The organism is Dyadobacter sp. SG02 (genome assembly GCF_900109045.1).
GTDB lineage: Bacteria > Bacteroidota > Bacteroidia > Cytophagales > Spirosomataceae > Dyadobacter.
Genome location: NZ_FNYL01000006.1, coordinates 1 through 21,915 on the forward strand (window position 1 = coordinate 1; position 21,915 = coordinate 21,915).

19 protein-coding genes are annotated in these 21,915 nt (G+C 50.9%); 6 read left to right on the plus strand and 13 right to left on the minus strand.

Annotation, left to right across the window (positions count from 1 at the left end):
* Together BMW93_RS15345 and BMW93_RS15350 are read left to right on the plus strand one after the other, a co-directional pair.
* The coding region (locus BMW93_RS15345; RefSeq protein WP_143061660.1) for a transposase at nucleotides 1-239 on the plus strand (239 nt) is incomplete at its 5' end.
* 228 nt (nucleotides 240-467) lie between these two features.
* The gene (locus BMW93_RS15350; RefSeq protein ID WP_229240467.1) at nucleotides 468-1,766 is read left to right on the plus strand and encodes an amidohydrolase; all 1,299 of its coding nucleotides are present in this window, start codon (nucleotides 468-470) and stop codon (nucleotides 1,764-1,766) included.
* 45 nt (nucleotides 1,767-1,811) lie between these two features.
* On the opposite strand, the gene BMW93_RS15355 is transcribed toward BMW93_RS15350, so the two are convergent.
* The 10 genes from BMW93_RS15355 to BMW93_RS15400 all read right to left on the minus strand — a co-directional run bounded on the left by BMW93_RS15355 (nucleotide 1,812) and on the right by BMW93_RS15400 (nucleotide 10,474).
* Complete coding sequence (locus BMW93_RS15355) at nucleotides 1,812-2,612, minus strand: SDR family oxidoreductase (RefSeq protein ID WP_090377746.1); 801 nt, start codon at nucleotides 2,610-2,612, stop codon at nucleotides 1,812-1,814.
* 9 nt (nucleotides 2,613-2,621) lie between these two features.
* The gene (locus BMW93_RS15360) at nucleotides 2,622-3,554 is read right to left on the minus strand and encodes an LD-carboxypeptidase (RefSeq protein WP_090377749.1); all 933 of its coding nucleotides are present in this window, start codon (nucleotides 3,552-3,554) and stop codon (nucleotides 2,622-2,624) included.
* Nucleotides 3,555-3,610: 56 nt separating this feature from the next.
* Nucleotides 3,611-3,883, minus strand: coding sequence for a Txe/YoeB family addiction module toxin (locus BMW93_RS36275; RefSeq protein ID WP_090377753.1), 273 nt, complete (start codon nucleotides 3,881-3,883; stop codon nucleotides 3,611-3,613).
* Nucleotides 3,859-4,074 (minus strand): DUF2683 family protein, encoded by a 216-nt coding sequence (locus BMW93_RS15370; protein ID WP_090377756.1) that lies wholly within the window; start codon nucleotides 4,072-4,074, stop codon nucleotides 3,859-3,861. The genes BMW93_RS36275 and BMW93_RS15370 overlap by 25 nt, the downstream gene beginning before the upstream one ends.
* 74 nt (nucleotides 4,075-4,148) lie before the next feature.
* On the minus strand, nucleotides 4,149-4,469 hold the full coding sequence (locus BMW93_RS15375; RefSeq protein ID WP_090377759.1) for a DUF721 domain-containing protein: 321 nt from the start codon (nucleotides 4,467-4,469) through the stop codon (nucleotides 4,149-4,151).
* 66 nt (nucleotides 4,470-4,535) lie between these two features.
* A complete protein-coding gene (locus tag BMW93_RS15380) occupies nucleotides 4,536-7,499 on the minus strand; it encodes a glycoside hydrolase family 3 N-terminal domain-containing protein (protein ID WP_090378794.1) in 2,964 nt (987 codons plus the stop codon).
* Between the two features lie 16 nt (nucleotides 7,500-7,515).
* Nucleotides 7,516-8,004 (minus strand): DUF3368 domain-containing protein, encoded by a 489-nt coding sequence (locus BMW93_RS15385; RefSeq protein ID WP_090377762.1) that lies wholly within the window; start codon nucleotides 8,002-8,004, stop codon nucleotides 7,516-7,518.
* Nucleotides 7,988-8,242 (minus strand): UPF0175 family protein, encoded by a 255-nt coding sequence (locus BMW93_RS15390; RefSeq protein WP_090377765.1) that lies wholly within the window; start codon nucleotides 8,240-8,242, stop codon nucleotides 7,988-7,990. Before BMW93_RS15390 ends, BMW93_RS15385 begins: the two co-directional genes overlap by 17 nt.
* Nucleotides 8,243-8,316: 74 nt before the next feature.
* Nucleotides 8,317-9,459, minus strand: a complete 1,143-nt coding sequence (gene chrA, locus BMW93_RS15395) for a chromate efflux transporter (RefSeq protein WP_090378797.1) — start codon at nucleotides 9,457-9,459, stop codon at nucleotides 8,317-8,319.
* 58 nt (nucleotides 9,460-9,517) lie between these two features.
* On the minus strand, nucleotides 9,518-10,474 hold the full coding sequence (locus BMW93_RS15400; RefSeq protein WP_090377768.1) for an isopenicillin N synthase family oxygenase: 957 nt from the start codon (nucleotides 10,472-10,474) through the stop codon (nucleotides 9,518-9,520).
* A gap of 201 nt (nucleotides 10,475-10,675) precedes the next feature.
* On the opposite strand from BMW93_RS15400, the gene BMW93_RS15410 reads away from it, so the two are divergent.
* From BMW93_RS15410 to BMW93_RS15425, 4 genes are all read left to right on the plus strand, one after another.
* The gene (locus BMW93_RS15410; protein ID WP_090377773.1) at nucleotides 10,676-11,263 is read left to right on the plus strand and encodes an RNA polymerase sigma factor; all 588 of its coding nucleotides are present in this window, start codon (nucleotides 10,676-10,678) and stop codon (nucleotides 11,261-11,263) included.
* A 91-nt stretch (nucleotides 11,264-11,354) separates the two neighbouring features.
* Nucleotides 11,355-12,494 carry a FecR family protein gene (locus BMW93_RS15415; protein ID WP_090377777.1) on the plus strand — a complete coding sequence of 380 codons (1,140 nt, stop codon included), beginning with the start codon at nucleotides 11,355-11,357 and terminating at the stop codon, nucleotides 12,492-12,494.
* Nucleotides 12,495-12,659: 165 nt separating this feature from the next.
* Nucleotides 12,660-16,157 (plus strand): TonB-dependent receptor, encoded by a 3,498-nt coding sequence (locus BMW93_RS15420; RefSeq protein WP_229240469.1) that lies wholly within the window; start codon nucleotides 12,660-12,662, stop codon nucleotides 16,155-16,157.
* Between the two features lie 15 nt (nucleotides 16,158-16,172).
* A complete protein-coding gene (locus BMW93_RS15425) occupies nucleotides 16,173-18,068 on the plus strand; it encodes a RagB/SusD family nutrient uptake outer membrane protein (RefSeq protein WP_090377782.1) in 1,896 nt (631 codons plus the stop codon).
* A 156-nt stretch (nucleotides 18,069-18,224) separates the two neighbouring features.
* Here the strand turns inward: BMW93_RS15425 and BMW93_RS15430 are convergent, their stop codons facing one another.
* From BMW93_RS15430 to BMW93_RS15440, 3 genes are read right to left on the minus strand one after another with little or no spacing between them, the layout of a single operon-like run.
* Nucleotides 18,225-19,079, minus strand: a complete 855-nt coding sequence (locus BMW93_RS15430; RefSeq protein ID WP_090377785.1) for a sugar phosphate isomerase/epimerase — start codon at nucleotides 19,077-19,079, stop codon at nucleotides 18,225-18,227.
* A 60-nt stretch (nucleotides 19,080-19,139) separates the two neighbouring features.
* Nucleotides 19,140-20,516 carry a pitrilysin family protein gene (locus BMW93_RS15435; RefSeq protein ID WP_090377788.1) on the minus strand — a complete coding sequence of 459 codons (1,377 nt, stop codon included), beginning with the start codon at nucleotides 20,514-20,516 and terminating at the stop codon, nucleotides 19,140-19,142.
* A gap of 23 nt (nucleotides 20,517-20,539) precedes the next feature.
* The gene (locus tag BMW93_RS15440; RefSeq protein WP_090377791.1) at nucleotides 20,540-21,862 is read right to left on the minus strand and encodes a pitrilysin family protein; all 1,323 of its coding nucleotides are present in this window, start codon (nucleotides 21,860-21,862) and stop codon (nucleotides 20,540-20,542) included.
* Nucleotides 21,863-21,915 lie beyond the last annotated feature (53 nt).

Below are 21,915 nucleotides of genomic sequence, written 5' to 3' on the forward strand. Positions count from 1 at the left end.
ACAGGATTATCCAAGTAAATGTGGACCTGGAAAGACATAAACAGCAGGCAGACGAGTTACTGAAAAGTGAAGAGGGAATCCAGAAACGAAAAAAGCGGTGCTTTGATGTCGAACCTGTCTTCGGCAATATCAAGCATAACCACAACTTTCGCCGGTTCATGCTCCGTGGCAAGCAAAAGGTTGAGATCGAATGGGGATTGATTGCGATAGCACAGAATATCAGGAAGAAGGCAGCTTAGATAGGCTTGATCTAGCTCAGGAACTGCCCATGCCGCTAAAATCTTATACCAATCGGAAAACACGTTTGTAAACCATTTAAAACAGAAGCCCGTCCCAAAAATGATTTGAGACGGGCTCTTTTTATTTTGGAAACGAAGCATATCTTTCCGATCTTGAAAAACCTGATCCTTTACTAATTCTATATGACAACTCCTTTTACAAGAAAGATTTCAAACAAACTGTGCCGTATGTCCGCTGCAATGCTGATAGCTGCTATCACAGCACAGTCCGTATCTGCGCAATCGTCATTAGCCAAATCCATCGACCAGAAGGCACCGGCGCTGGAAAAGAAACTGGTAGAATGGCGCCGCCATTTTCACGAAAATCCTGAACTAGGCAACCGGGAGTTCAAAACAGCCGAGAAAGTCGCGAGTCATTTGAAACAGCTGGGCATTGAAGTGACAACCGGCGTGGCGCATACTGGCGTCGTTGGTATTCTGAAAGGCGGCAAACCGGGCCCGGTGGTGGCGCTACGGGCCGATATGGATGGCCTGCCGGTGGCCGAACGGGTGGACCTTCCTTTCAAATCGAAAGTGACGACCGAATACAAAGGCCAAACTACGGGCGTGATGCACGCGTGCGGGCACGACACGCACATCGCTATACTCATGGGCGTGGCCGAAGTGCTGGCGTCGGTGAAAAATGAGCTCCCGGGGACCATTAAATTCATATTCCAGCCGGCTGAGGAAGGAGCTCCGGAAGGCGAGGAAGGAGGCGCCGAACTGATGGTGAAAGAAGGCGTGCTCGAAAATCCGAAAGTAGATGCGATTTTCGGCCTGCATATCGACTCGCAGATCGAAGTCGGGAAGATTTCCTACCGCCCTGGCGCGACAATGGCTGCGGTGGATTTTTTTAGTATCGATGTAAAAGGCAAGCAAACACATGGGGCGTATCCATGGTCGGGCATCGACCCGATCGTGACTTCCGCGCAAATCGTAAATGCTTTGCAGACCATCGTTAGCCGTAACCTCGATCTCACGCACGCGCCGGCGGTCGTGACAATCGGTGCCATTCACGGTGGCGTGCGGCAGAATATCATCCCCGAATCGGTGAAAATGATCGGTACCATCCGGACTTTCGACGAAACAATGCATTCCTACGTGCACAAGCGCCTCAATGAAATCTCCTCCAACATTGCAGAAAGTGCCGGCGCCACGGCGTCCGTTGACATTGATGTGATGTACCCCGTTACTCACAATGACGAAGCACTGACCGCGAAAATGGTCGGGACGCTGGAAAATGTAGCAGGGAAAGAAAATGTGAATATAATTCCTGTTAAAACCGGTGCAGAAGATTTTGCTTTCTATCAGCAGAAAGTACCTGGTTTCTTCTTCTTTTTAGGAGGTATGCCAAAAGGTAAAACTGTTGCCGAAGCAGCACCACACCATACACCCGACTTTTACGTGGATGAAGGCAGCCTCGTGCTCGGCGTACGTTCCATCGCCCGTTTGGCTACCGATTACCTCGAAAAAGCGAAAGCGAAATAGCGGTTATTCCATAGCGGCTATTCCATAGGGGCTATGGAATAACCGCTATTCCGGAATGTTCTTCCTGACCTGGTCAAACAACAGGCTCGGGAAGAACCTTTTGAGATAAATAGCAGCCACTTCTTTAAATCCGCCGATATAAATTTCCTTTTTATCTCTACTGACGGCGTTGAGTATTTTTTCTGCACAAACGTCCGCCGGAATACCCCTGGCCTGGTTGCTATCCATTTTACCGAACTTGTCGCCCGACGCATTCAATGCATTCAACGAAATGTTCGTGCGGATGTAGCCGGGGCAAATGGTGGTGACTTTGATATTATGCTGATAACCTTCGGCACGCAGCGAGTCGTAAAAGCCCTGCAATGCATGTTTGGCAGCATTGTAGCCCGAGCGCATAATGGTACCGATTTTCCCCGCCACACTGCTCATAACAATGAAATGCCCCGATTGTTGGGCGATCATATGTGGCAAAACCGCTTTGGTCAGCGCTACGGTACTGAAAAAATTGACGTTCATCAAGCTCTGGTACACTTCGAGATCGGTGTCGTCGATGTACGAACGCTGGCTGACACCCGCATTGTGTACCATCACATCGATACGGCCGAAATGCGCGATTACCTGCTCCGTGGCAGGTTTGGCCTGGTCGAATTGGGTGACATCCAATGGTAATACCAACACATCGGCATCCGGCAATGCGGTTTGCCGTTTTACTCGTTCCAATTCCTCGCGGCGGCGGGCGGTAAGCACCAGTTTCGCGCCTTCTCTGGCAAATGCCATTGCCAATGCCTCACCGATCCCCGACGACGCCCCTGTGATCCAGACAACCTTGTCCTTAAAATTTGTCATATCTAGAAGCTATACAGCGGTGGAATTGGATAGAAAACGTAATTGTACGCCCTGCTCCGACACGTTCAGCTCAGCTTGCATGCCTACGCCCATCGCGCGATTGTCGCCGACGTGGCCGACCGGGAAGTTGAAACAAACCGGATAACCGAACTCAGCAACATGCTCAGCAATGATCTCGTATGCATCCTTGCCGAATGTAGGGCTGCTATTGTCTTTCATATCTGTAAACTGCCCTACGACCAGCCCCGCCAGTTTACCGAGCTTGCCCGAGCGTTTGAGCTGGATCATCATCCGGTCGTGGTTGTACAGGTATTCATTGATATCTTCGATAAAAAGGATTTTGCCGTCCGTATCGATCTCGGTTTCCGACCCGATCATGTGCGCTAGCAGGCAAAGATTTCCACCTACCACCTGCGCCGTGGCATTTCCGGAGCGGTTCAGCGAGTGAGCCGGCACATCATACGCTGGCATTTCGCCAAAAAGCATTTGCCTGAGCGACTCCGCAGCCGCTTCCGCGCCCGCACACGTGATGGTTTTAGCCATGGGCGCATGGATGCTCGCATAACCAAGTTGGAAAGTCCTGGCAAGAAAGGCCGTCAGGTCGCTGAAACCGACGATCCATTTCGGGTGTTGGAGAAATTGATCAAAATTGAGGCGATCCACGATCCTGGAACAGCCATAGCCTCCGCGGGCGGCGATAATGGCTTTGATTGACGGATCATCAAGCATTTGCTGTATATCCGCCAGCCGTTCGTCATCGGAAGCCGAAAACTGGTTAAACGAAGTCTTCAAAGTTTTCCCCTCGACCACTTCAAGGCCCCATTGTTCCTTAAATAACCTGATACCGGGCGCAACATCATCATACTTCACAATACTGGCCGGAGCCAAAACCCCGATGCGGTCACCGGGTTTCAGAAATGCAGGAAACTGGATTGGATTCATTCAGATTAATACGCAATGCCCACTATTGGCTTTTGGTTGGGCAGCAAAGATATTGACTAATAATTGCCTTTCAGCGAAAGAATGTAAACGGTATCACCATCGACCCGATAAACAATACGGTGTTCATGACTGATCCTTCTGGAATACCTCCCGGCTAGTTCGTGTTTCAAAAGTTCAGGCTTTCCGATTCCCTCCGCCGGGGTGTTGGAGATAGATTCCGGAAGTTGCTCGATTTTCTTGATGATGACTTTGTTGCCGGATTTTTGCCAAAATGATAAGTGTGTGATCGCTTTTTCGGTAAATGTTATTTGGAATTTACCATATCCCATAGATTCGTCCCGGGTTCGTATTTTACGGTTTTGCCTTCCTTGATTTGCTGCTCGCTTTCCAGGATCATCGCCACGAATTCAGGATCGTATGGTTCTTCCCGTTCTTCAAATTCAACTTTGAACCAATTCAGAAGAGCCCTGACAGCATTTATCACCTCCTTGTTGTCAGTTTTTATAGTCAGCGTAGTCATGTCTTTAAATGTTTAATCCAGACTTGAATTTACATCTTTTCTCTAAAACTGTCCCGATGAACCGGCGCGCAGTTTCAGACAAAAATCACATCCTGCACCAGCGTACTGCCCATTTCGCGGTTAATCAGCTCGATGATCTTGGCTTTCGCGCGGAAAAGTTCGTTGCGGAGCGGTGCGGATTCGATTTGCAGGAAGAGGATGTTGTCTTTGATATACACTTTCTTGGTGCGGCTCGCAATGGCCGAACCCATGATCTTGTCCCAATGCGCAACCACGTAGGATTGGTCGAAACGGTTACGCAGCTTGTACCTATCGAGCATTTGATCGATAGCTTCCTTCAACGGCGTGATTCCGGGCCGTCGGGACGCTTTTTCTTTGTCAAACCGATAGTACATTATGATAACCTTGTTCGTGAGTATTGCAAAGGTAGCAAGTTCAGGGTTCGGTGTGGGTAACCGGAGTTACTTTTTTAAAAGCTGCTCGTAAACCACATCCATGATCGACGTGCGGATGTTCAGCGTCGAGATCTTGTTGTTCTCGCGCGTCGGGTACACCCTGTTCGACAAAAATACGTAATTCAGCCCCCACGCCGGATCGGCCCAGGTCATAATACCCGTGTAACCTGTATGCCCGAAGCTCGACGGGCTTGCATACCGCGGCGCATTGCCGCTGTATTTGAATGTCGGTTTATCAAATCCGATACCGCGGCGGCTGCCCTCTTCCGGATACTGGTAGCGCGTGAATTCGATCAATGCGTCCTTGCTCAGCAACTGCTGGCCGCCGTAATAGCCGTCCTGCAAGTACATTTGCCACACTTTCATCACGTCGTTCGAAGTCCCGAAAAGCCCCGCGTGGCCGCTCAAACCGCCAAGCATGGCTGCGGCTTCGTCATGTACCTGGCCGTGCAGTTGTGTCATGCGGAAGAACGTGTCGCGTTCGGTAGGCACGATGTCGTCGAGTTTGTAAAATCGTTTCGGGTTGAAAGTAAGCGTGTTAGCGCCGAGTTTATGGTAATAATGATTTTTGAGATAATCCTCGAAATTCTCGCCACTCAGCCGTTTTACGATTTGTGGATAAAGGATAAATGAAAGGTCGCTGTAAACGTAGCCTTCCTTTTCATTCAAAGGAGAATTGCGGATCGATTTGAAAATGGTCTTGTCGTAATTCTTAAAAATAAACAGACTGTCGCCCACCACCGAAGTAGGGTAGCGTTTGGATTGTTTGGTACTGAATGTCTTCTTTTTCCAACTGCCATCCGCTTTCTGGGCCTCTTTCCAAAGCACGATAAATGCTTTCAGGCGGGCGCTATGGGTGAGCACGCGGCGCCATGGGAGGTCGGCTTTGTTGGAGCCTTCGAAATCGGGCAGGTAATCCTTCATCGTCGCGTCGAGATCAAACTTTTTCGCGTCCCACAGGCTCATCAATGCGAGAGTAGAAGCGGTGATTTTGGTCACCGAAGCGAGGTCGTACAAATCCGTCACTTTTACAGAATGGTTGCCCTCATAGGTATGTTTACCGTAGGCTTTACGGAAGAATACTTTTCCATCCTTGGCCAGTTGAACGACACAGCCGGGCGTCGCCTTTTGTGTTACGGCCGCGTTAGCAATAGAGTCTATTTTAAAAGTAATCACCTTCGAATCCAGCCCGAGTTCCTCCGGAATGGTGTATTTCAATCTGCCCAGCGACGGTGTTTCAATGCCCGCATTGTATGGATACTGCGCATTCACCGTCACCGGTAGCTTACCCTGCGCTGGAATCGCGCCAAATATCAGTTGCGCCGATAAATCCTGCGTAAAAGAAGTCAGCTGATAAGCCATGACGAGCGCTTTGGCATCGTCGGTTTTAGGCATTTTATTCAGTGCATAGGGATTTCCGAAAACGGAAACCACCGCTTTTTTAGTCGCGATCAGTTCTTGCAAAACGGCGCTCATCGGCTCCGTAAGGCCGTAGCTGGTCCGCGGGGAAATGCTGCCTAAATGTACGCCTACGAGGAGGAGGTTATAGGCATTCAATTTAGAACGTACCGCTTCGATCTGCCCGGCGGTAGCCTTGGCGGGAATCTGGAAATGATCGACGGTAGTGTAAAGTCCGAGCGTATTCTGGAAAGTGGTAATAGTGTCGGCGCCCAGGGAAATAGAAGCGATTTTGAGCGTATCCAGCTCGCGGAGCGGCAGAATGTTGTCGTCGTTTTTAAGTATCGTGAGGGCCTTTTCGGTGAGCAACCGGTTGGTTAGTTCCGCCGCTTTGGGGTTCAGGTCTTCGTACAGGTTGTTGAGGTCAACCGGTTTGTAATGGTTAAGACCTGCCCATGCTTTCGCTTCCAGTACTTTCCGGCAGCGGAAATCGATCTCCGCCTGGGTAATTTTCCCTTCGGCAATGCTCTTTTTGATCTCGGCAATGGATTTGTTCACGTCTTCGGTGAATTCCAGCAGGTCCATCCCCGCTTCTAGGCCCATAGCGTCGGCTTTGCCATCCGGGAAGTATTTGGTTACGCCCTTCATATTCATGGCGTCGGAGTAGATCAGCCCTTCAAATCCCAGCTGGCTGCGCAGCAGGTTCGTAACGATCGGTTTGGAGAGAGTGGAAGGCAGATTAGGCGTTTTGTCGAGCGCCGGAATGCTCAAATGTGCGATCATCATACCGCTCAACCCGTTGTTGATCAGCACGCGGAAAGGGTAAAGTTCCAGCGAATCAATGCGCTGCACGGAGTGCGGGATCAGTGGCAGGTCGTAATGCGAATCGGTGCCGGTATCGCCGTGGCCCGGAAAGTGTTTCGCGCTGGTGAGCAGGCCGTTATCCTGCATGCCACGCATATACGCGACAGCCTTTTCAGCCACCTTGTATTTATTTTCTCCGAACGAGCGGAAGCTGATCACCGGATTATTGGGATTGTTATTGACATCCGCTACCGGCGCAAAGTTGATATGCATCCCCAATCTCCTCGCCTGTTTCGCGAGTTGGGCTCCCATTTCGTAAATCAGGTCATTATTGCCTTGAATGGCACCCAAAGTCATTTGATACGGGTAACGAACGGTGCTATCGATGCGCATCGCCAGCCCGAATTCCGCATCCATCGCCACCAGCAATGGTACTTTTGAAATCGATTGATAATAATTGGTCAGCCTCGCCTGCGGTACAGGCCCGCCCTGAAAAAACACGATCCCGCCGACCTTATTTTCGCGGATCAGCTTCTCAACTACGGTCGGGTTACTGGTTTTCGGATCAATCAACGCCCGCTTGGTATCCGAAACGGCGGCGACCATAATCAGCTGCGCAATGCGTTCATCGGGTGTCAAAGTCGCAAATACGGAATCGACCCACTGTCTGTTTTTATGTAAAAAGCCGGGCGGGGTGCTGATCTGTGCTTTTGCGGTGAATGCGGTGAGTAAAAGGAGTGTTAGTAAGGTTAGGTGGTGTCTGGTCATTGGGTTTTGGAAATGCTTATGCTTGGTATTGTTCATTTACTGATTTTAAAACTCTTTCGATAAGGCTAGGTTTGAGCCAAAACCCGCATTCATTCACTAATATTTCAATCACGGGCTTTACAGCGGAGATATAGTTTTTCTGCTTTGCTTCTGCCAGTGCTCCCAAAGTTCCAATCACAGATAATCCCATTTGTGTGGCGACAGCGCGGCCGTTCATTTCATCAATCAGGATCAGATCTGCCCGAAGTTCTGTCGCCAGCGCAATAGCTTCTGCTTCTCCGGGATCGAGGACATCGGCAAGTTCGTTTACGAGAGATGTATTTGCCACTTCTCTCACCTCGATCCATTCCGATTCAAGTTTTTCCCGGAACGAAGGATTGAGGTCCTGCAACTCGAGATAAACCCGCTTTGGTATAATGATACATTCATAGAGATTTTTCAGGACATGTAGATGCCCCGATTGCACGAGTCCGCTGATGACGGAGGTATCACTTATTACGATCAAACGATAGCTTTTTTAGTGTTTCCAAATCGGCTTCGAAGTCCTCGACATCGTAATGCCAAGCGATTTTACGTTTCCCGAGCTCTTTCTGGAAGCGAATACTGCCCAGCCCGGTCATCGTTCCACCCTGGCCGACGGTTATTTTCCCATCTTCGTACAGACGCACAGCCAGTTCGATCCTCAACTCCTGCTCGGTGAGTCCGGTACTTTTTATTACATTATCATTCAGTTCCAAAAGCATATCCTTCGTGTTAAGTTTTGCAATGAAGTCTAAGTAAAGATACGCAACGTTTCCCGTTCTCCCAGCGAAACAAGCTAGAAGAGCAGCCCCAGCAACAACCCCGCCAGAATGATCAGATACGAAGGTACCTTGCCAAACGCCACAACAATCAGCGTCACAATGACGGTCACAACCGGTTGAACATTGGTCATCATCGGCTGGAAGAGCGAGATGGCGGCAGCGATGGTGAGGCCGCAGCTGGCCGCATGGATGCCTTCGAGGGAGGCGCGGATGCCGCGGTAGCGTTTCAGCTGGTCCCAGAAAGGGTAGGCAAAAAAGATGAAGAACGTGCCGGGCAGGAAGATACCGGCCGTTGCTACAAATCCGCCGACAATCTGGCCAAACCAGCCGTGGGATTGCAACGATACACTCCCGACAAATGTAGCGATGGAGAACACCGGCCCGGGGACCACCTGCGTGAGCGCCATGCCCGCGAGGAACTCCTGTTCGGTCAGGTAATGCTTAAACGTAACAAATTCGTTGTAAAGAATAGGGATCAGCACCTGTCCGCCGCCAAAAACAAGGCTGCCGTTCCGGTAGAAGTTTTCGAAAAGCCGCACAGGCAACGAATTAGTGACTTTACCGATGATTGCCGCCGTGATCAGTACCGAAATCCAGAAAATAATGGGCCGCCATTTAATGCGGATCTCGGCCTTCTCCATCTTCTCGTGCTTCTTGAAATTGAGCGAAGCCGCTACACCGCCGCAAACGATGAGCACAGGCGTCATGTAAGGCGACGGGTACAGGTAAGCAAGGATGGTCGAGATGACGAGAAACGTCCAACCCTGTGTGTTATGGATGACCTTCCGGGCAATGGAGGACGCACCATACATGAGGAAGGCGACGGCCATCGGCCCGACAAACCGCGTGAAATCCAGCGAAATAGCATTCCGTTCGAGGTAATGGATGCCGATGGCGGCCAATGTCATCAATAGCATCGCGGGCAGCGACCATACCAGCAACGTCAGGTAGGCGAGTGGCTGTCCGCCTATTTTCAAGCCTATTGCCGTCACTGTCTGCGTGGAACTGGGGCCAGGCAATATCGAGCAAAGTGCCTGTAATTCAAGTAATTCTTCTTCTGTTACGTACCTGCGCTTGTGTACGAGCCGCTCGATCATCATCATCAGGTGTACCTGCGGTCCTCCGAATGCCGTGAGCGACAGCAGAAGGATGTCCATCAGGTAAATGATGTAACGAAAGCGACGGATGGGTGGGTAAGACAAGCTGAGGGTACTTTTATTTTTTCAAACCGAGCTCCCGCAAACGTTCATCGAGAAACTCCCCGGCAGTCATGTTAATGTACAGCTTCGGATACTCGGGCGTAACGCAGCTTTCGAGGCTCGTCAGGTCCATGTCGGCGCGCGGGTGCATGAAAAACGGAATGGAATAGCGCGAAGTGCCCATTTTCTCACGCGGCGGATTGACAACGCGGTGAATGGTCGATTTGAGTTTGTGGTTCGTCAGCCGGTCGAGCATATCGCCCACATTCACTACGATCTGGTCGGGTAATGCGGTAATGGCGATCCATTTGCCATCCCGGCGGAGCACTTCGAGGCCCTCGGCGCTGGCGCCCATGAGCAGGGTAATGAGGTTGATATCTCCGTGCGCCGCGGCCCTTACGGCCCCTTCCGGTACCAGTTCAGGGTTGGGGATTGGAAAGTAATGCAATGCGCGAAGCAGGCTGTCGCCGTTTTTGACCTTATCTTCGAAATAATCCTCGGGAAGGTCGAGGTAAATGGCAATGGCGCGCAGCAGCGTTTTGCCGGTATTTTCGAAGGTATGGTAAACTTCCAGGGTATGTTTTTTGAAATCCGGAAATTCGTCGGGAAAAATATTGGAGGGCATCTGGCCGATAGGCTCGGGCTGGCCTACGTGGTAAAATTCTTTCAAATCGGCGACTTTGAAACCTTTTGCCGTTTCTTTGCCTTTGCCGATATAGCCGCGCTGGCCGAACAATTCAGGGAACTCGTACTTTTTCTTGGTCTCGTCAGGCTGCGAAAAGAATTCCTTTACACTTGCGTAAAGATCGTTGCGCAACGCATCGCTTAGCCCGTGATTCTTAATGGCTACAAAACCGATGTTGGTAAATGCGGCGCCCAGGTCTTTCACAAACTGCTGCTTGCGCTGGGCGTCTCCCGATGTAAAATCGGCCAAATCGAGCGACGGGACTTCATTTAATAGTGCTGGTTCCATGTTGATTGCTTTTTTGATGCAAAGTAAAAAGTATCTGCGCACTTGGCAAGCATACCGGCCGCTCCAAATATACCGGTATAAAAATAGGGAGAAGAAACAGGAGATATTTGATAACTTTAATGGATACTCATTAAATTTAATGCCCCTTTGGAAAACCGTTTGGAGAAACGTTTTGGGGAAACATGCATTGAACTCTGCGTTATGACACATTCCGATCCGGATCATGATACCTGGCTACGCTTCATTTCCGGCGATCCCGATGCGTTTAGCAAGCTCTATGATCAGTACGCCGACGTGCTGTACGCATTCGGTATGCGGTATAGCACCGACCGCGACCTGGTAAAGGATTGCATTCACGACCTGTTCATCGATTTGCATGGTTACCGGAAAAACCTGGCCCAGGACGCTAATGTGAAGTTTTACCTGCTCAAATCCCTCCGCCGGAAGTTGCACCTGGCGCACCGGAAATCCTCGATGCTGCGTTTCGACCGCTGGGATACCGAAGACTCGCTGGCCATCAGCGCATTCACTTTTAGCATCGAACAGGAACTGATCATGGACGAAAAGGAGCGCGAAATCCTGCAACACCTTGCCGCCGAAATTAACCGGCTTCCCGACCGCCAGCGCGAGATACTTTACCTGCGTTTCCACCAGGATCTCGACTACGACGAAATTGCTGCGATCATGCAGATTTCCGTGCCTACCTGCCGCACATTCGTGTACCGCGCCCTGAAGGAGCTGCGCGGCAAGCTAGAATTTGGTGCTATCTTCCTGATAATGTGTTGTTAAGAAAATATTTTCTATTTTTTGTTAAAATAAATCCTTTTAGAAGTCTATATCTGCAACCGGTTGCGCTCTTGTAGTTTAAACAAGCGCTTTCATGAAAAGAAAAAGCAACAAACAGGAGCCGATACAGGAACCGGAACATCTGACCGAAGCGGAAAGATTGGCCGGCGAACGGGCGAAGCTGCTGTTTAAAACCCTCCGTAACGAAACCTTTTCTTCCAATGAAAAGGGTGCACTCTGGAACCAGGTGGAAGAAACCATCTCGCAGAGAAAACAAAGATCATTCAATACCTTCTGGATCGCTGCGGCGGCTTCGGTGACGTTGCTGTTGCTGGCGGGTGTCGGTTACCTCGTTTTCTACGAAGATTCCGCGCGGGTAATGCAGGATGTGGCCGCGAAAGCAAGGGAAATACCGGAAGAAACCCGGCTTATTCTCGCCGATGAACGCGCAGTGAGCTTGCGGAAAGACCATTCAAGCGTCGTTTACAAAGAAAACGGTGCGCTCATTCAGGTTGACTCTTCATCGACAATAGGCCAGCAAGTGGCCGGGGATCAGCAGTTTAATACATTGATCGTGCCCTACGGCAAGCGGTCGGTGCTGACGCTTTCCGACGGGACGCGTATCTGGCTGAACTCCGGCTCCAAGCTGGTATATCCGTCGCATTTTGACAAAGGCCAGCGCGAGGTATATCTCGAAGGTCAGGCCTATTTCTCGGTCACCCATGCCGAAAATGCGCCTTTTTATGTCCATACCAAAGATATGGAAGTAAAAGTGCTGGGTACTGAATTCGATGTAAGTGCCTACGACGACGACAATTATACGGCTACCGTGCTCACAAAAGGCAGTGTTGAGCTCACCACGCAGCGGCAGGCGCTTTTCGGTTCGAAGAAAACGAAGATTGTGCCGGGGACGCGGGCGGTTTTCGACCAGGAGCGGGCGGCATTGCAGACGCAACAGGTGGATGTACAGGAATATGTTTCGTGGAAAGACGGCTCCCTGGTACTGAATGTAGCGCCGTTGAGCGAAATCCTGAGAAAAGTAATGAGGTATTACAGAGTAGATATAGAACTAAAACAACCGAAACTCGCGGGCGTCAAATTCAGGGGATCACTCATTCTGCAAGAGGACGTCCGCGACGTATTGAAAATGCTCGCGCTGACAACCGGGCTCAATTACAAACAACAACCTAACGAAAGGAGGTACGTATTGGAGGAAAGCACTATCAAGCCATAAAAAACGGGAAACGCGGCAACGTTTCCCGAATCTTCACACTTGCCGGCAAGCAAGTGATCCTTAAACCATTGTATTAACAAAAGTCAAATCAAATTTATGAAAAAATTTGACCAGAAAGGGTATTGCCCTTTGGGAAAATTGCACCCATCAAAACTGCTGAGAATCATGAAACTGACAGTCGTACTGTTATGGGTCGGGATGATGAGCGTGCATGCAACGGGGTATTCTCAGAAAAGCAGGATGGACGTCAAAATCCGGAACGGAAATCTGGCTACGCTGTTCAGGCAGATTCAGGAACAAACCAGTTACCGCATATTTTACAGAGATGACCTTTTTTCGGGAAAGCAGGAAGTTAATATTAATCTTAACCTGAAAAATGAAACTGTGCCGGCTATCCTGAACGCCGCACTCAAAGGAACAGACCTGACGTATAAGGTAATAGGTAAGCAAATCGCGATCTATAAAAAGGAAGAGAATAACGGGGCCGGCCCCGTGCCGGGCATTAATGTGCCGGCATTGCCCGAAACGATTATCCGGGAAATTACCGGTACCGTCGCCGATGCGAAAGGTAACCCGTTGCCGGGCGCGACGGTGGTCGTGAAAGGTACCGACAAGGGAACTTCGGCCGATGCCAGCGGGAAATTTACCGTGGAAGCCGAGGCGGGCGACGTGCTGGTGGTTTCTTTCATTGGTTATCTCAAAAAGGAACAAACAGTAGGCGCTCAAACGACGCTAAGCATTCAGCTGGAAGAGGATTTGAATGGATTGGAAGAAATCGTGATCATAGGCTACGGTTCGCAGCGTAAAGCGACCATTACCGGCTCAATCGCGACCATTACCACCGAAGATTTGAAACAAAGCCCGACGGCCAGCATTACCAATGCATTGGCGGGAAGGTTGCCGGGGTTATTTGCGAACCAGTTCAGCGGTGGCGAGCCTGGTGTGGACCGGAGCGATATTTTCATCCGCGGTACGGCCACTTACGGAAACAAAGCGCCAATCGTGATCATCGACGGCCTCGAACGGAGCATGGATTACCTGGCGCCTTCGGAGATTGAAACATTTACGATTTTGAAAGATGCCTCGGCCACAGCGCCTTACGGTGTGCGCGGTGCGAATGGCGTAATACTGATCACCACCCGCCGTGGGAAGGTGCAGGATAAGGCGACCGTGAATTTCAAAGCGTCGGTAGGGGTTAATCAACCCGTGAAATTTCCGACTTACCTCGGTTCGGCGGATTATGCGATGCTTTATAACGAGGCAAGAAAAAACGACAACCCGGATGCCGATCCGACGACGTTGAACCTGTTCTCGGAGCAGGCCATTGCCGATTTCCGCAGGGCGAAAGGCGATAACTCCGACGGGCTGGGTTACAATTGGAATTATTTCGATTATGCATTCAAGCCGGGTGTGCAGCATGATTACAGTTTATCTATTAGCGGTGGATCGTTGAGGGCCAGGTATTTCGTCCTGGCCAACTACTTCCAGCAAGATGGTAACTACCGCCATACCGATCTGGCGGCGAATAGCACGCAGGCCGTTTTCAAGCGTTACAATTTCCGCTCGAACATCGATATCGACATTACGGACAATTTCTACGCCAAACTGGATCTCGGGGCACGCATTACCGACCGCAATGCGCCAGGTACCTCTGCCGCACGCATTGTGGAGCTGGCCAACACCCAGCCCTCGTACCTGCCGATCACCGTGGAACCGAACGATGATCCCGCGAACAAGGTTTTCCTGGCCAACAACCCGCTGGGAATGCTGTATGGCGACCAGATTTACCGCTTCAACATCCTGGGAGAGCTTAGCCGCACGGGGTTTCTGAATGAGAAAAATACCTATCTGAACGGTTCATTCTCGCTGGGGCACAAGCTGAATTTTATCACCAAAGGGCTTTCCATTGAAGGAATGTTCTCTTACGACGCCAACGACGGCGGCTGGATCGATCGCAAGGTGGGCACCTATTCGGAAGGTTACCGCGAATATCCGGGCTATGCGACATTCGTGCCTACAGCCGGAAGCGATGTTTATCGCACGCCGGGACATTACACGGGCGCATACAAGTCGGGGAACAAGTACAATGTCGACCAGACGATCGGGAACGGTTATGAGAATAAAGACAATGAAAGCCGGGCCTATTTCCAGGCGAAACTCGACTATATGCGCAACTTCGGGCTGCATGATGTGACGGGAATGGTGCTTTTCAACCGGTCGAAACGGGTGATCAACAATCAGGTGCCGTTCAGTTACCAGGGCGTTACCGCGCGGGCGACGTACGGGTACGACGACCGCTATTTGCTCGAAGTGAATGCGGCCTATAACGGATCGGAGAACTTCGCGAAGGGCAAGCGTTACGGGTTCTTCCCGTCGGTAGCAGCCGGTTGGGTGCTTACCAAAGAGCGCTTCATGACCAACACGCAAACCTGGCTCAATAACCTGAAAATCCGCGGTTCGTTCGGGTTGGTGGGTAGCGACAAAATTCCTGACGACAAGCGCTTCATTTACCTGCAATATTTCGGGCGGCGCGACGGTGATTACAACTTCGGTACTGATAACTTCGGCTCCGGTGCGGGCGGGTTCTTATCGGAAGGCGACCTTGCCAATCCGAATCTGACCTGGGAAAAGGCGCGCAAAACCAATATCGGTATCGACGCCACATTCCTGAAACACCTCACATTGACGCTGGACCTCTTCCGCGAGCACCGCTACGACATTATCACCAATATGGGCGGCGGTAACAAGCTGGGTTTCCCGGACATTGTTGGTAAAGATGCGCCGTTCCTGAACTCGGGGATCGTGAACAACAAAGGTTTTGATTTCGAGGTCGGCTGGACGGGCAGCATTGGCAAAAACTTCACCTATTTCGTTCGTCCGAATATGACTTTTGCCCGCAACAAGATCATTTTCATGAACGAAATACCCTATGCGTCGCCAGGCCGCGCCAACACCGGCAAACGCATCGACGAGCATTTCGACTACATTTTCGATCGTTTCGTCGCGAATCAGGAAGAAGCCAATCAGCTGAATGCGATGAACAACGGCAGCGGGTTTCAGTCGTTCGGTACGCTTCGCCCGGGAGATGTGATTTACAAGGATTTGAATAATGACGGCAAGATCGACGACCTCGGCGACCGTACCGCCGTAGGTAACCCGCGTAACCCGGAGCTGATGTTCGGTCTGCCGGTTGGTGGCCGCTTCAAAAATTTCGATTTCAGTGCATTGTTCCAGGGAGCTTCGCGAGCATCGGTGCAGCTTTCCGGCGCGGCTGTGTACGATTTCCCGCTTTTCAACCAGGATAAATATGGCAAGGTGAAACCGATGCACCTCAATCGGTGGACGCCCGAGACCGCTGCGACCGCCACTTATCCGGCCTTGCATTTCGGAGACCACAGCAACAACAAGAATGGCAACAGCAGCTTGTTTCTGTATAATTCGAAATACATCCGTTTGAAAACCGTCGAGGTGGGCTATAACCTGCCCAAAACGGCGATTAAAAAGATCGGTATCGACAATTTCCGCATTTACGTGCAGGGGATGAACCTGCTGACCTGGGACGGACTCAAAGACGTGGATATGGACCCCGAGACCCGCGAGGGCTCAGGCGACTGGTACCCGATCCAGAAGGTGGTGAATTTTGGTGTCGACATTTCATTCTGATTTAACCTGACTTTTATGAATACCAGAAAAATATTTACGAGCATAGCATTCGGTCTTGTAGTACTGTCGGGCTGCCAGCAGGATTTCCTCGACCGCAAACCCGACGATCAGGTAGACGCCGAGCAGGTTTTTACCCGATACAACAAAATGAACCAGCTGATCACCGATTTGTACGATAATGCAAAGGGCTCCAACAGTCCGCTGGTTTTTTTCTCACACTTCTCCTCGGCACCCGTAACGGACGAGGCAGAAGGCTCGACAGCCGAAGGTAGCCTGACCAATAAATTCAATACCGGCGACTGGAACCCCAACGCCATGCCGGACCGCAGCAGCCGCGGGCAATACTGGTGGGATTTATATTCCCGCATCCGCAAGGCCAATGTGATCCTCGAAGGTGTGAGAAAATACAATACGCCGGATAACCCGCTGCAAGCCGGCGACCTCGAAAAGCGCCTCGGCGAAACCTATTTCATGCGCGCCTACTTCCATTACCTGGCCGCGCGTATGTACGGGGAGGTGGTTTACATTACCAATACCATCCAGCCAACCGGCGCGATGGATTTCAAGCAGGAATCTTTCCACGCCATTGCGGAAAAGATCAAGCAGGATTGCGACTCGGCATTTGCGCGGGTGCCCGGCAGTTGGGGCGGGGCCGATTTCGGGCGTGTGGATAAAGGGGCTTGTCTGGGCCTGAAAGCGATGATTTCCTGGATGGCCGCTACGCCAATGTGGAACGGCGGGCAGTTCCCGAATGACACGCGCCAGTTTGCCGGAGAATATGCTTATAATGTAGATCGCTGGGTGAAAGCGAAGGAAGCCGCCAAGGCGGTGATTGATTATAAAGTAGATGGCCGCCAGCGTTACAGCCTCTACCAGGGCCACGACGCGGCCGATTTTCGGGACGATGCGGGCGTAGACAACAATAATTCCAAAGTGCCTGCGCGGCTATGGGATTTGTACCACGATATGCAGGCATTCCAGAACGAAGCGGTTTTCTTCGTCACCCGTGACAAGGACAACAACTGGCAGGGCGACATTTACCCACCAAGCTGGGGCGGAAGCTCCCGCCAGATGCCGGTTCAGGAGCAAGTGGATGAATATGAGTACATTGCGCCGAACGGATTTGGTTACCCGGTTTACGGTACCCGCGCCAAAACCGATGGTTACGACGACGGTAATCCGTACGAAAGCGTGAAAAGAGACCCGCGGTTCTACCGCGACATCGTATATCACGGGTCTACATTCAAAGGAAAGGTGATTAACACGGCCACAGGAGCGGACAAAATCGGGGCTTCCAACTCTTCGACAACCGGTTATTTTCTCCGCAAAATCCTCCGTGAATCGTGGAACCGCGACAAGAGTTTCGCCATCAGCGGCCCGCCGATCTGGCGCTTGCCGGAGTTTATTTACATTTATGCCGAAGCGGTAAATGAGTCAGCCGGGCCGAATGCCGAGATTTACCAAATGCTGAATGACGTAAGAAAGCGCTCGTTCATGGCGCCTATCCCGACGGAAGCGCAGAGCAACAAGGCATTGATGGACGAATACATCAAACGCGAAAGAAGGGTGGAGCTGTTCTATGAAAACAACCGCATCTGGACCTCACGCCTATACCTTGAAGCCAGCTCAGCCAAAGAACTCGCCCGCGAGCAGGCCTGGCAAAGCGCAGGCGCAACGAACGAGCAGCGCGCACAAGCCTACTGGCCGTATCCGAAAACGCAGCGGATGATCAATGGTATGAAGCCGGTGGAAGACGCGAATGGCAAGATCGTCGTAGAAGGGAAGAAATACCGTATGCAGCGCTATTTCGTAGAAAGCCGTGTATTCGTTACGCCAAGGCATTACCTGTTTCCAATCATGCAGGATGAGTTGCAAAGAACCCCGACTTTGAAGCAGAATCCGGGATGGTAAGAAAGCGCTGAAAGCGCTGGCGCGAAGGTTTCCTTCGCGTCTGATATTCGCAGGCCTCCGGCCGGTCCGTACCGCAGATCGCTTTGCAGTATAGACCGGCCGGAGGCCTGCGAATCGTATGTACGAATCAGGAGATTCGTACCAGCGCAAGCGCTGTTATTCCTTAATACTTTTAATGTAAGCGATCGTCACGGGAATCTGCTTCAAATACGAAGGGCTTTCATCCTCTATAAAATAATGCTTGATACCCACTTTCTTCGCCGCTTTCAAAGTTGCCGGGATGTCTATCTGGCCTGTTCCCAGTGCTACGTCGTTCGTAGTTGGCGTACCGCCTGAGAGGTCGCCTTTTACACCTTTTTTGAGGTCTTTGAGGTGCATCAGCTTCCAGCGGGTGGGGTATTTCAAAAGCAGTTTCGCCGGATCTTGTCCAGGGAATGCGGTCCAGAGGACGTCCATTTCGAAGTTAACGTATTCCGGATTGGTGTTTTTAACAATGTAGTCAAACAATGTGCCGTCTTCGTAAGGCACAAACTCGTAGCCGTGGTTATGGTAGGTAAGCGAAATACCGGCTTCTTTCAGTTCTTTACCGGCCTTATTGAAATCTGCGACCGCTTTTTTCGCGGTTTCCAGGTTGAAATTGCCTTTTTCGTGAGGAATCCAGGCTACCATCACGTAGGTAGCGCCCAGGATTTTGGCATCCTTAATGGTCTGTTCGGTGCTTTCGCTCAGCTTTTTGTAGTCCGCTCCGATGGATTTCATTTTAATACCGCGTTTGTCGAGTTGCTTGCGGAGTTCTTCGGTGGTCATGCCGGCAATGGGGCCACCCTCCATTTCCGTCACGCCGAGGGATTTAATAGTATCCAGCGTCGCTTCAATGCCCTTGCCCCAGCTGCCGCGGAAAGTATATGCCTGTAACCCGATCGGCGCGGTATACACTTTGCCCTGCGCAAAAAGGTCGCTCCCGCCCAGCAATGCAGCCGCCAGACAGCCCAGACCGATTAGTTTTTTCATTGTCATTTCGTTGATTGTTTTAGATAGGTATTCTTTAAAGCAGCACCTGTGATTGATATACTAAAACCCGTCGGCCTTGATCTGCTTTTCGCTCACCTCGCCATATTTTTTAAGCTGCTCTTTAATCTCCGAGGCCTTTCCTACAAACACAAATTGCAGCTTGTCTTTCGGGAAATAGGTGGCGATAATTTCTTTCGCCTGCGCTACCGTTAGTCCATCCACTTTGGATTGGAATGTATTGATAAAACTCTCGTCGAAGTTATAGGTAAACATATCCGTCAATAATCTCGCCAATGCTCCTGCCGATTCGTAATCCGGCGGGAAATCGCCTTTCACATACGCTTTCGCGGACGCGAGGATTTCTTCGTTGATACCGGTTTTGTGAAGGCTGTCCAGCACGCTCAATGCCATGTCGATCGCCGGAACGGTTGTGGAGTTTTTGGTAAAAGTGCTGATCCCGAATGTGCCTGCGTATTTGTAGCGGGTGAAACGGCTGCCTGCACCGTAAGTCAAACCTGAATTTACACGCAATGCATCGTTCAGCCAGGAAGTAAACCGGCCTCCCAGAATGGTATTGATCACCACCACCGGCACGTAATCCGGCGAGTTGTAGTCGATACCTTTGCCGCCGATCATGAACGTGGTTTCGCGGGCGTCGTCCTTGTTCACCAGTAGTACGCGCGCTTTGTCAAATTCCAGGTTGGGCGCCACGCGTTTCACCATTCTCGCAGGCGCTGTTTTCCATTCACCGAATAATGCGGTAATCTTCTTCTTCATATCGGCCGCCTTGAAATCGCCGACGATCGAAATAGCACCTTTGCCGGTGGTGTAATTGCTTTGGTAAAATGCTTTCACTGCCGCTACATCAATTTTCTCGACCGTTGATTTGCTCCCGGTCGTGGGCGTCGCGTAAGGGAAATTGCCGAACAGAAATGTATTGTAGTAGTTGCCGATCACCTGCCGCGGGCTTTCCTTCGCCTGCGCGAGTTCGAGTAATGTCCGCTGTTTGTGTTTATCGAATTCGGTGGCGTCGAATACCGGGTGTATGAGTACCTGCTGGATCAGTTCGAATAGTTTTTCCTGGTCTTTCACGGCAAATGAAGCTGCCAGACCTGCATTGTCCTTTGAAGCATAAGTAGAAAGGCTCGCGCCGACGTAATCGGTCATTTCTTCGATTTGCGCCTTGGTGTATTTCTGCGTGCCGAAAAGCAATGCGTCGGCCGTCAGGCTTGCGAGGCCGTAACGCTCGCCGTCGTTGATCGAACCGGCATCGAATACCGCCGAAACGTTGATCAGCGGTACCTCGTGTTGCTCCATCAGGTATACGGTGAGCCCGTTTTTGAGTTTGAATGTCTCGTAGGGAGGTACTTTGAAATTATTCTGCGCCTTAGCCGCCAATGCACACAAGGCGAGTACCAGCATTAGTATGTTTTTCATTCCAATTTAAATTTGAATGGCTGTTATTTCGATTTTTCGGGAAGCAGGTAACCTACCGTCCGGTTGCGCTCGGTGAAATATTGGGCCGCTACGCGTTTGATGTCGTCGACCGTGACCTTTTTGTAGTTCTCTGGCGCTTCGAACATCTTTTTATAGTCGCCAAAAAACACATCGTACGTCCCGAGACTGTTGGCCTTTCCATTGATGGTTTCCAGCGTGTGATAGAATTCCATCAGCTTCTGGTTTTTCACTTTCTGCAATTCCGCGTCGGTTACCCCATTCTGGATGACCATATCGATCTGTTTTTCAATGGCTTTTTCAAGGTCAGGTGCTGAGACGTTGTCGCCAGCCACACCGAAAACGACAAATAATGTCGGGTCGAAGCCATTATCAAGACCGGTGGAAACGCTGGAAGCGATGGTCGTATCCATCACCAGCGATTTCACCAGCCGAGAGGAATTACCCGAGCTCAGCAAACTGCTGAACAGGTCGAGCGCGTAGTAGTCTGCGTGGGCCGTTTCGGGGACATGGTAGGCGAGGATGATATTCGGCGTGGTAATGTCCTTGTAAGTAGTCACGCGGCGCTCGCCATTCTGTGGCGGCTCCACGGTGCGGATCTTTGGGGGCAGGCCACGCGCGGGCAGCGGTGCCATGTATTGGTCGGCCAGTTTTTTGACCTCATCAAACTTAATATCACCTGCCACCACAACGGTCGCATTGTTGGGCGAATAATAGGTTTTGAAATAATTCTCCAAATCGGATTGCGTCCAGCTTTTAATGTCGGATTCAAAGCCGATCACCGGGAACATATAAGGATGCTCCTGGAATGCGACGGATTGCACCAGCTCGCCCAGTAGCCTGTAATTGCTGTTTTCCAGCCCGGTACTGCGTTCGGAAAGTACCACGCCGCGCTCGCTTTCGACCATTTTAGGATCAATGGAAAGGTGGCCGATCCGGTCGGATTCAAGTTTGAAAATCGTTTCCAATGCGTCTTTTTGAAACCAGTCGGTGTAGACGGTCACGTTTTCGGAAGTGTAAGCATTGTTGGAACCGCCGTTGGCTTCCATTACGCGGTCGAACTGCTTCGGGCCGTAGTTTTTGGAACCGTTGAACATCATGTGTTCGAAGAAGTGGGAGAGGCCGGTAATGCCGTGGACTTCGTTTCGCGAGCCGACTTTCCAGAAAAGGTACATATTCGCGGTCGGGATCGAATGGTCTTCCAGGACGAGGAATTTCATGCCGTTGGCCAGCGTGAAACCTTTCACATCCTCCGGCCTGGTTTGTGCATGCGCGACGCCGAGGCCCGTGAATGCGGCGGCGGCGATCAAGAGTTTTCTTAGCTTCATGAAGCGAGGATTGTTAATGAATGTGTAATGATAATGAAAAATGCCTGACTCGC

Coding starts and splice junctions, on each gene's coding strand:
- BMW93_RS15350 (WP_229240467.1), top strand. CDS start 468: ATGTCCGCTGCAATGCTGATAGCTGCTATCACAGCACAGTCCGTATCT.
- BMW93_RS15380 (WP_090378794.1), bottom strand. CDS start 7,499: ATGACCAGACACCACCTAACCTTACTAACACTCCTTTTACTCACCGCA.
- BMW93_RS15355 (WP_090377746.1), bottom strand. CDS start 2,612: ATGACAAATTTTAAGGACAAGGTTGTCTGGATCACAGGGGCGTCGTCG.
- BMW93_RS36275 (WP_090377753.1), bottom strand. CDS start 3,883: ATGGGATATGGTAAATTCCAAATAACATTTACCGAAAAAGCGATCACA.
- BMW93_RS15360 (WP_090377749.1), bottom strand. CDS start 3,554: ATGAATCCAATCCAGTTTCCTGCATTTCTGAAACCCGGTGACCGCATC.
- BMW93_RS15425 (WP_090377782.1), top strand. CDS start 16,173: ATGAATACCAGAAAAATATTTACGAGCATAGCATTCGGTCTTGTAGTA.
- BMW93_RS15400 (WP_090377768.1), bottom strand. CDS start 10,474: ATGGAACCAGCACTATTAAATGAAGTCCCGTCGCTCGATTTGGCCGAT.
- BMW93_RS15375 (WP_090377759.1), bottom strand. CDS start 4,469: ATGTACTATCGGTTTGACAAAGAAAAAGCGTCCCGACGGCCCGGAATC.
- BMW93_RS15410 (WP_090377773.1), top strand. CDS start 10,676: ATGACACATTCCGATCCGGATCATGATACCTGGCTACGCTTCATTTCC.
- BMW93_RS15390 (WP_090377765.1), bottom strand. CDS start 8,242: ATGCTTTTGGAACTGAATGATAATGTAATAAAAAGTACCGGACTCACC.
- BMW93_RS15415 (WP_090377777.1), top strand. CDS start 11,355: ATGAAAAGAAAAAGCAACAAACAGGAGCCGATACAGGAACCGGAACAT.
- BMW93_RS15370 (WP_090377756.1), bottom strand. CDS start 4,074: ATGACTACGCTGACTATAAAAACTGACAACAAGGAGGTGATAAATGCT.
- chrA (WP_090378797.1), bottom strand. CDS start 9,459: ATGGACATCCTTCTGCTGTCGCTCACGGCATTCGGAGGACCGCAGGTA.
- BMW93_RS15420 (WP_229240469.1), top strand. CDS start 12,660: ATGAAACTGACAGTCGTACTGTTATGGGTCGGGATGATGAGCGTGCAT.
- BMW93_RS15435 (WP_090377788.1), bottom strand. CDS start 20,516: ATGAAAAACATACTAATGCTGGTACTCGCCTTGTGTGCATTGGCGGCT.
- BMW93_RS15430 (WP_090377785.1), bottom strand. CDS start 19,079: ATGAAAAAACTAATCGGTCTGGGCTGTCTGGCGGCTGCATTGCTGGGC.
- BMW93_RS15440 (WP_090377791.1), bottom strand. CDS start 21,862: ATGAAGCTAAGAAAACTCTTGATCGCCGCCGCCGCATTCACGGGCCTC.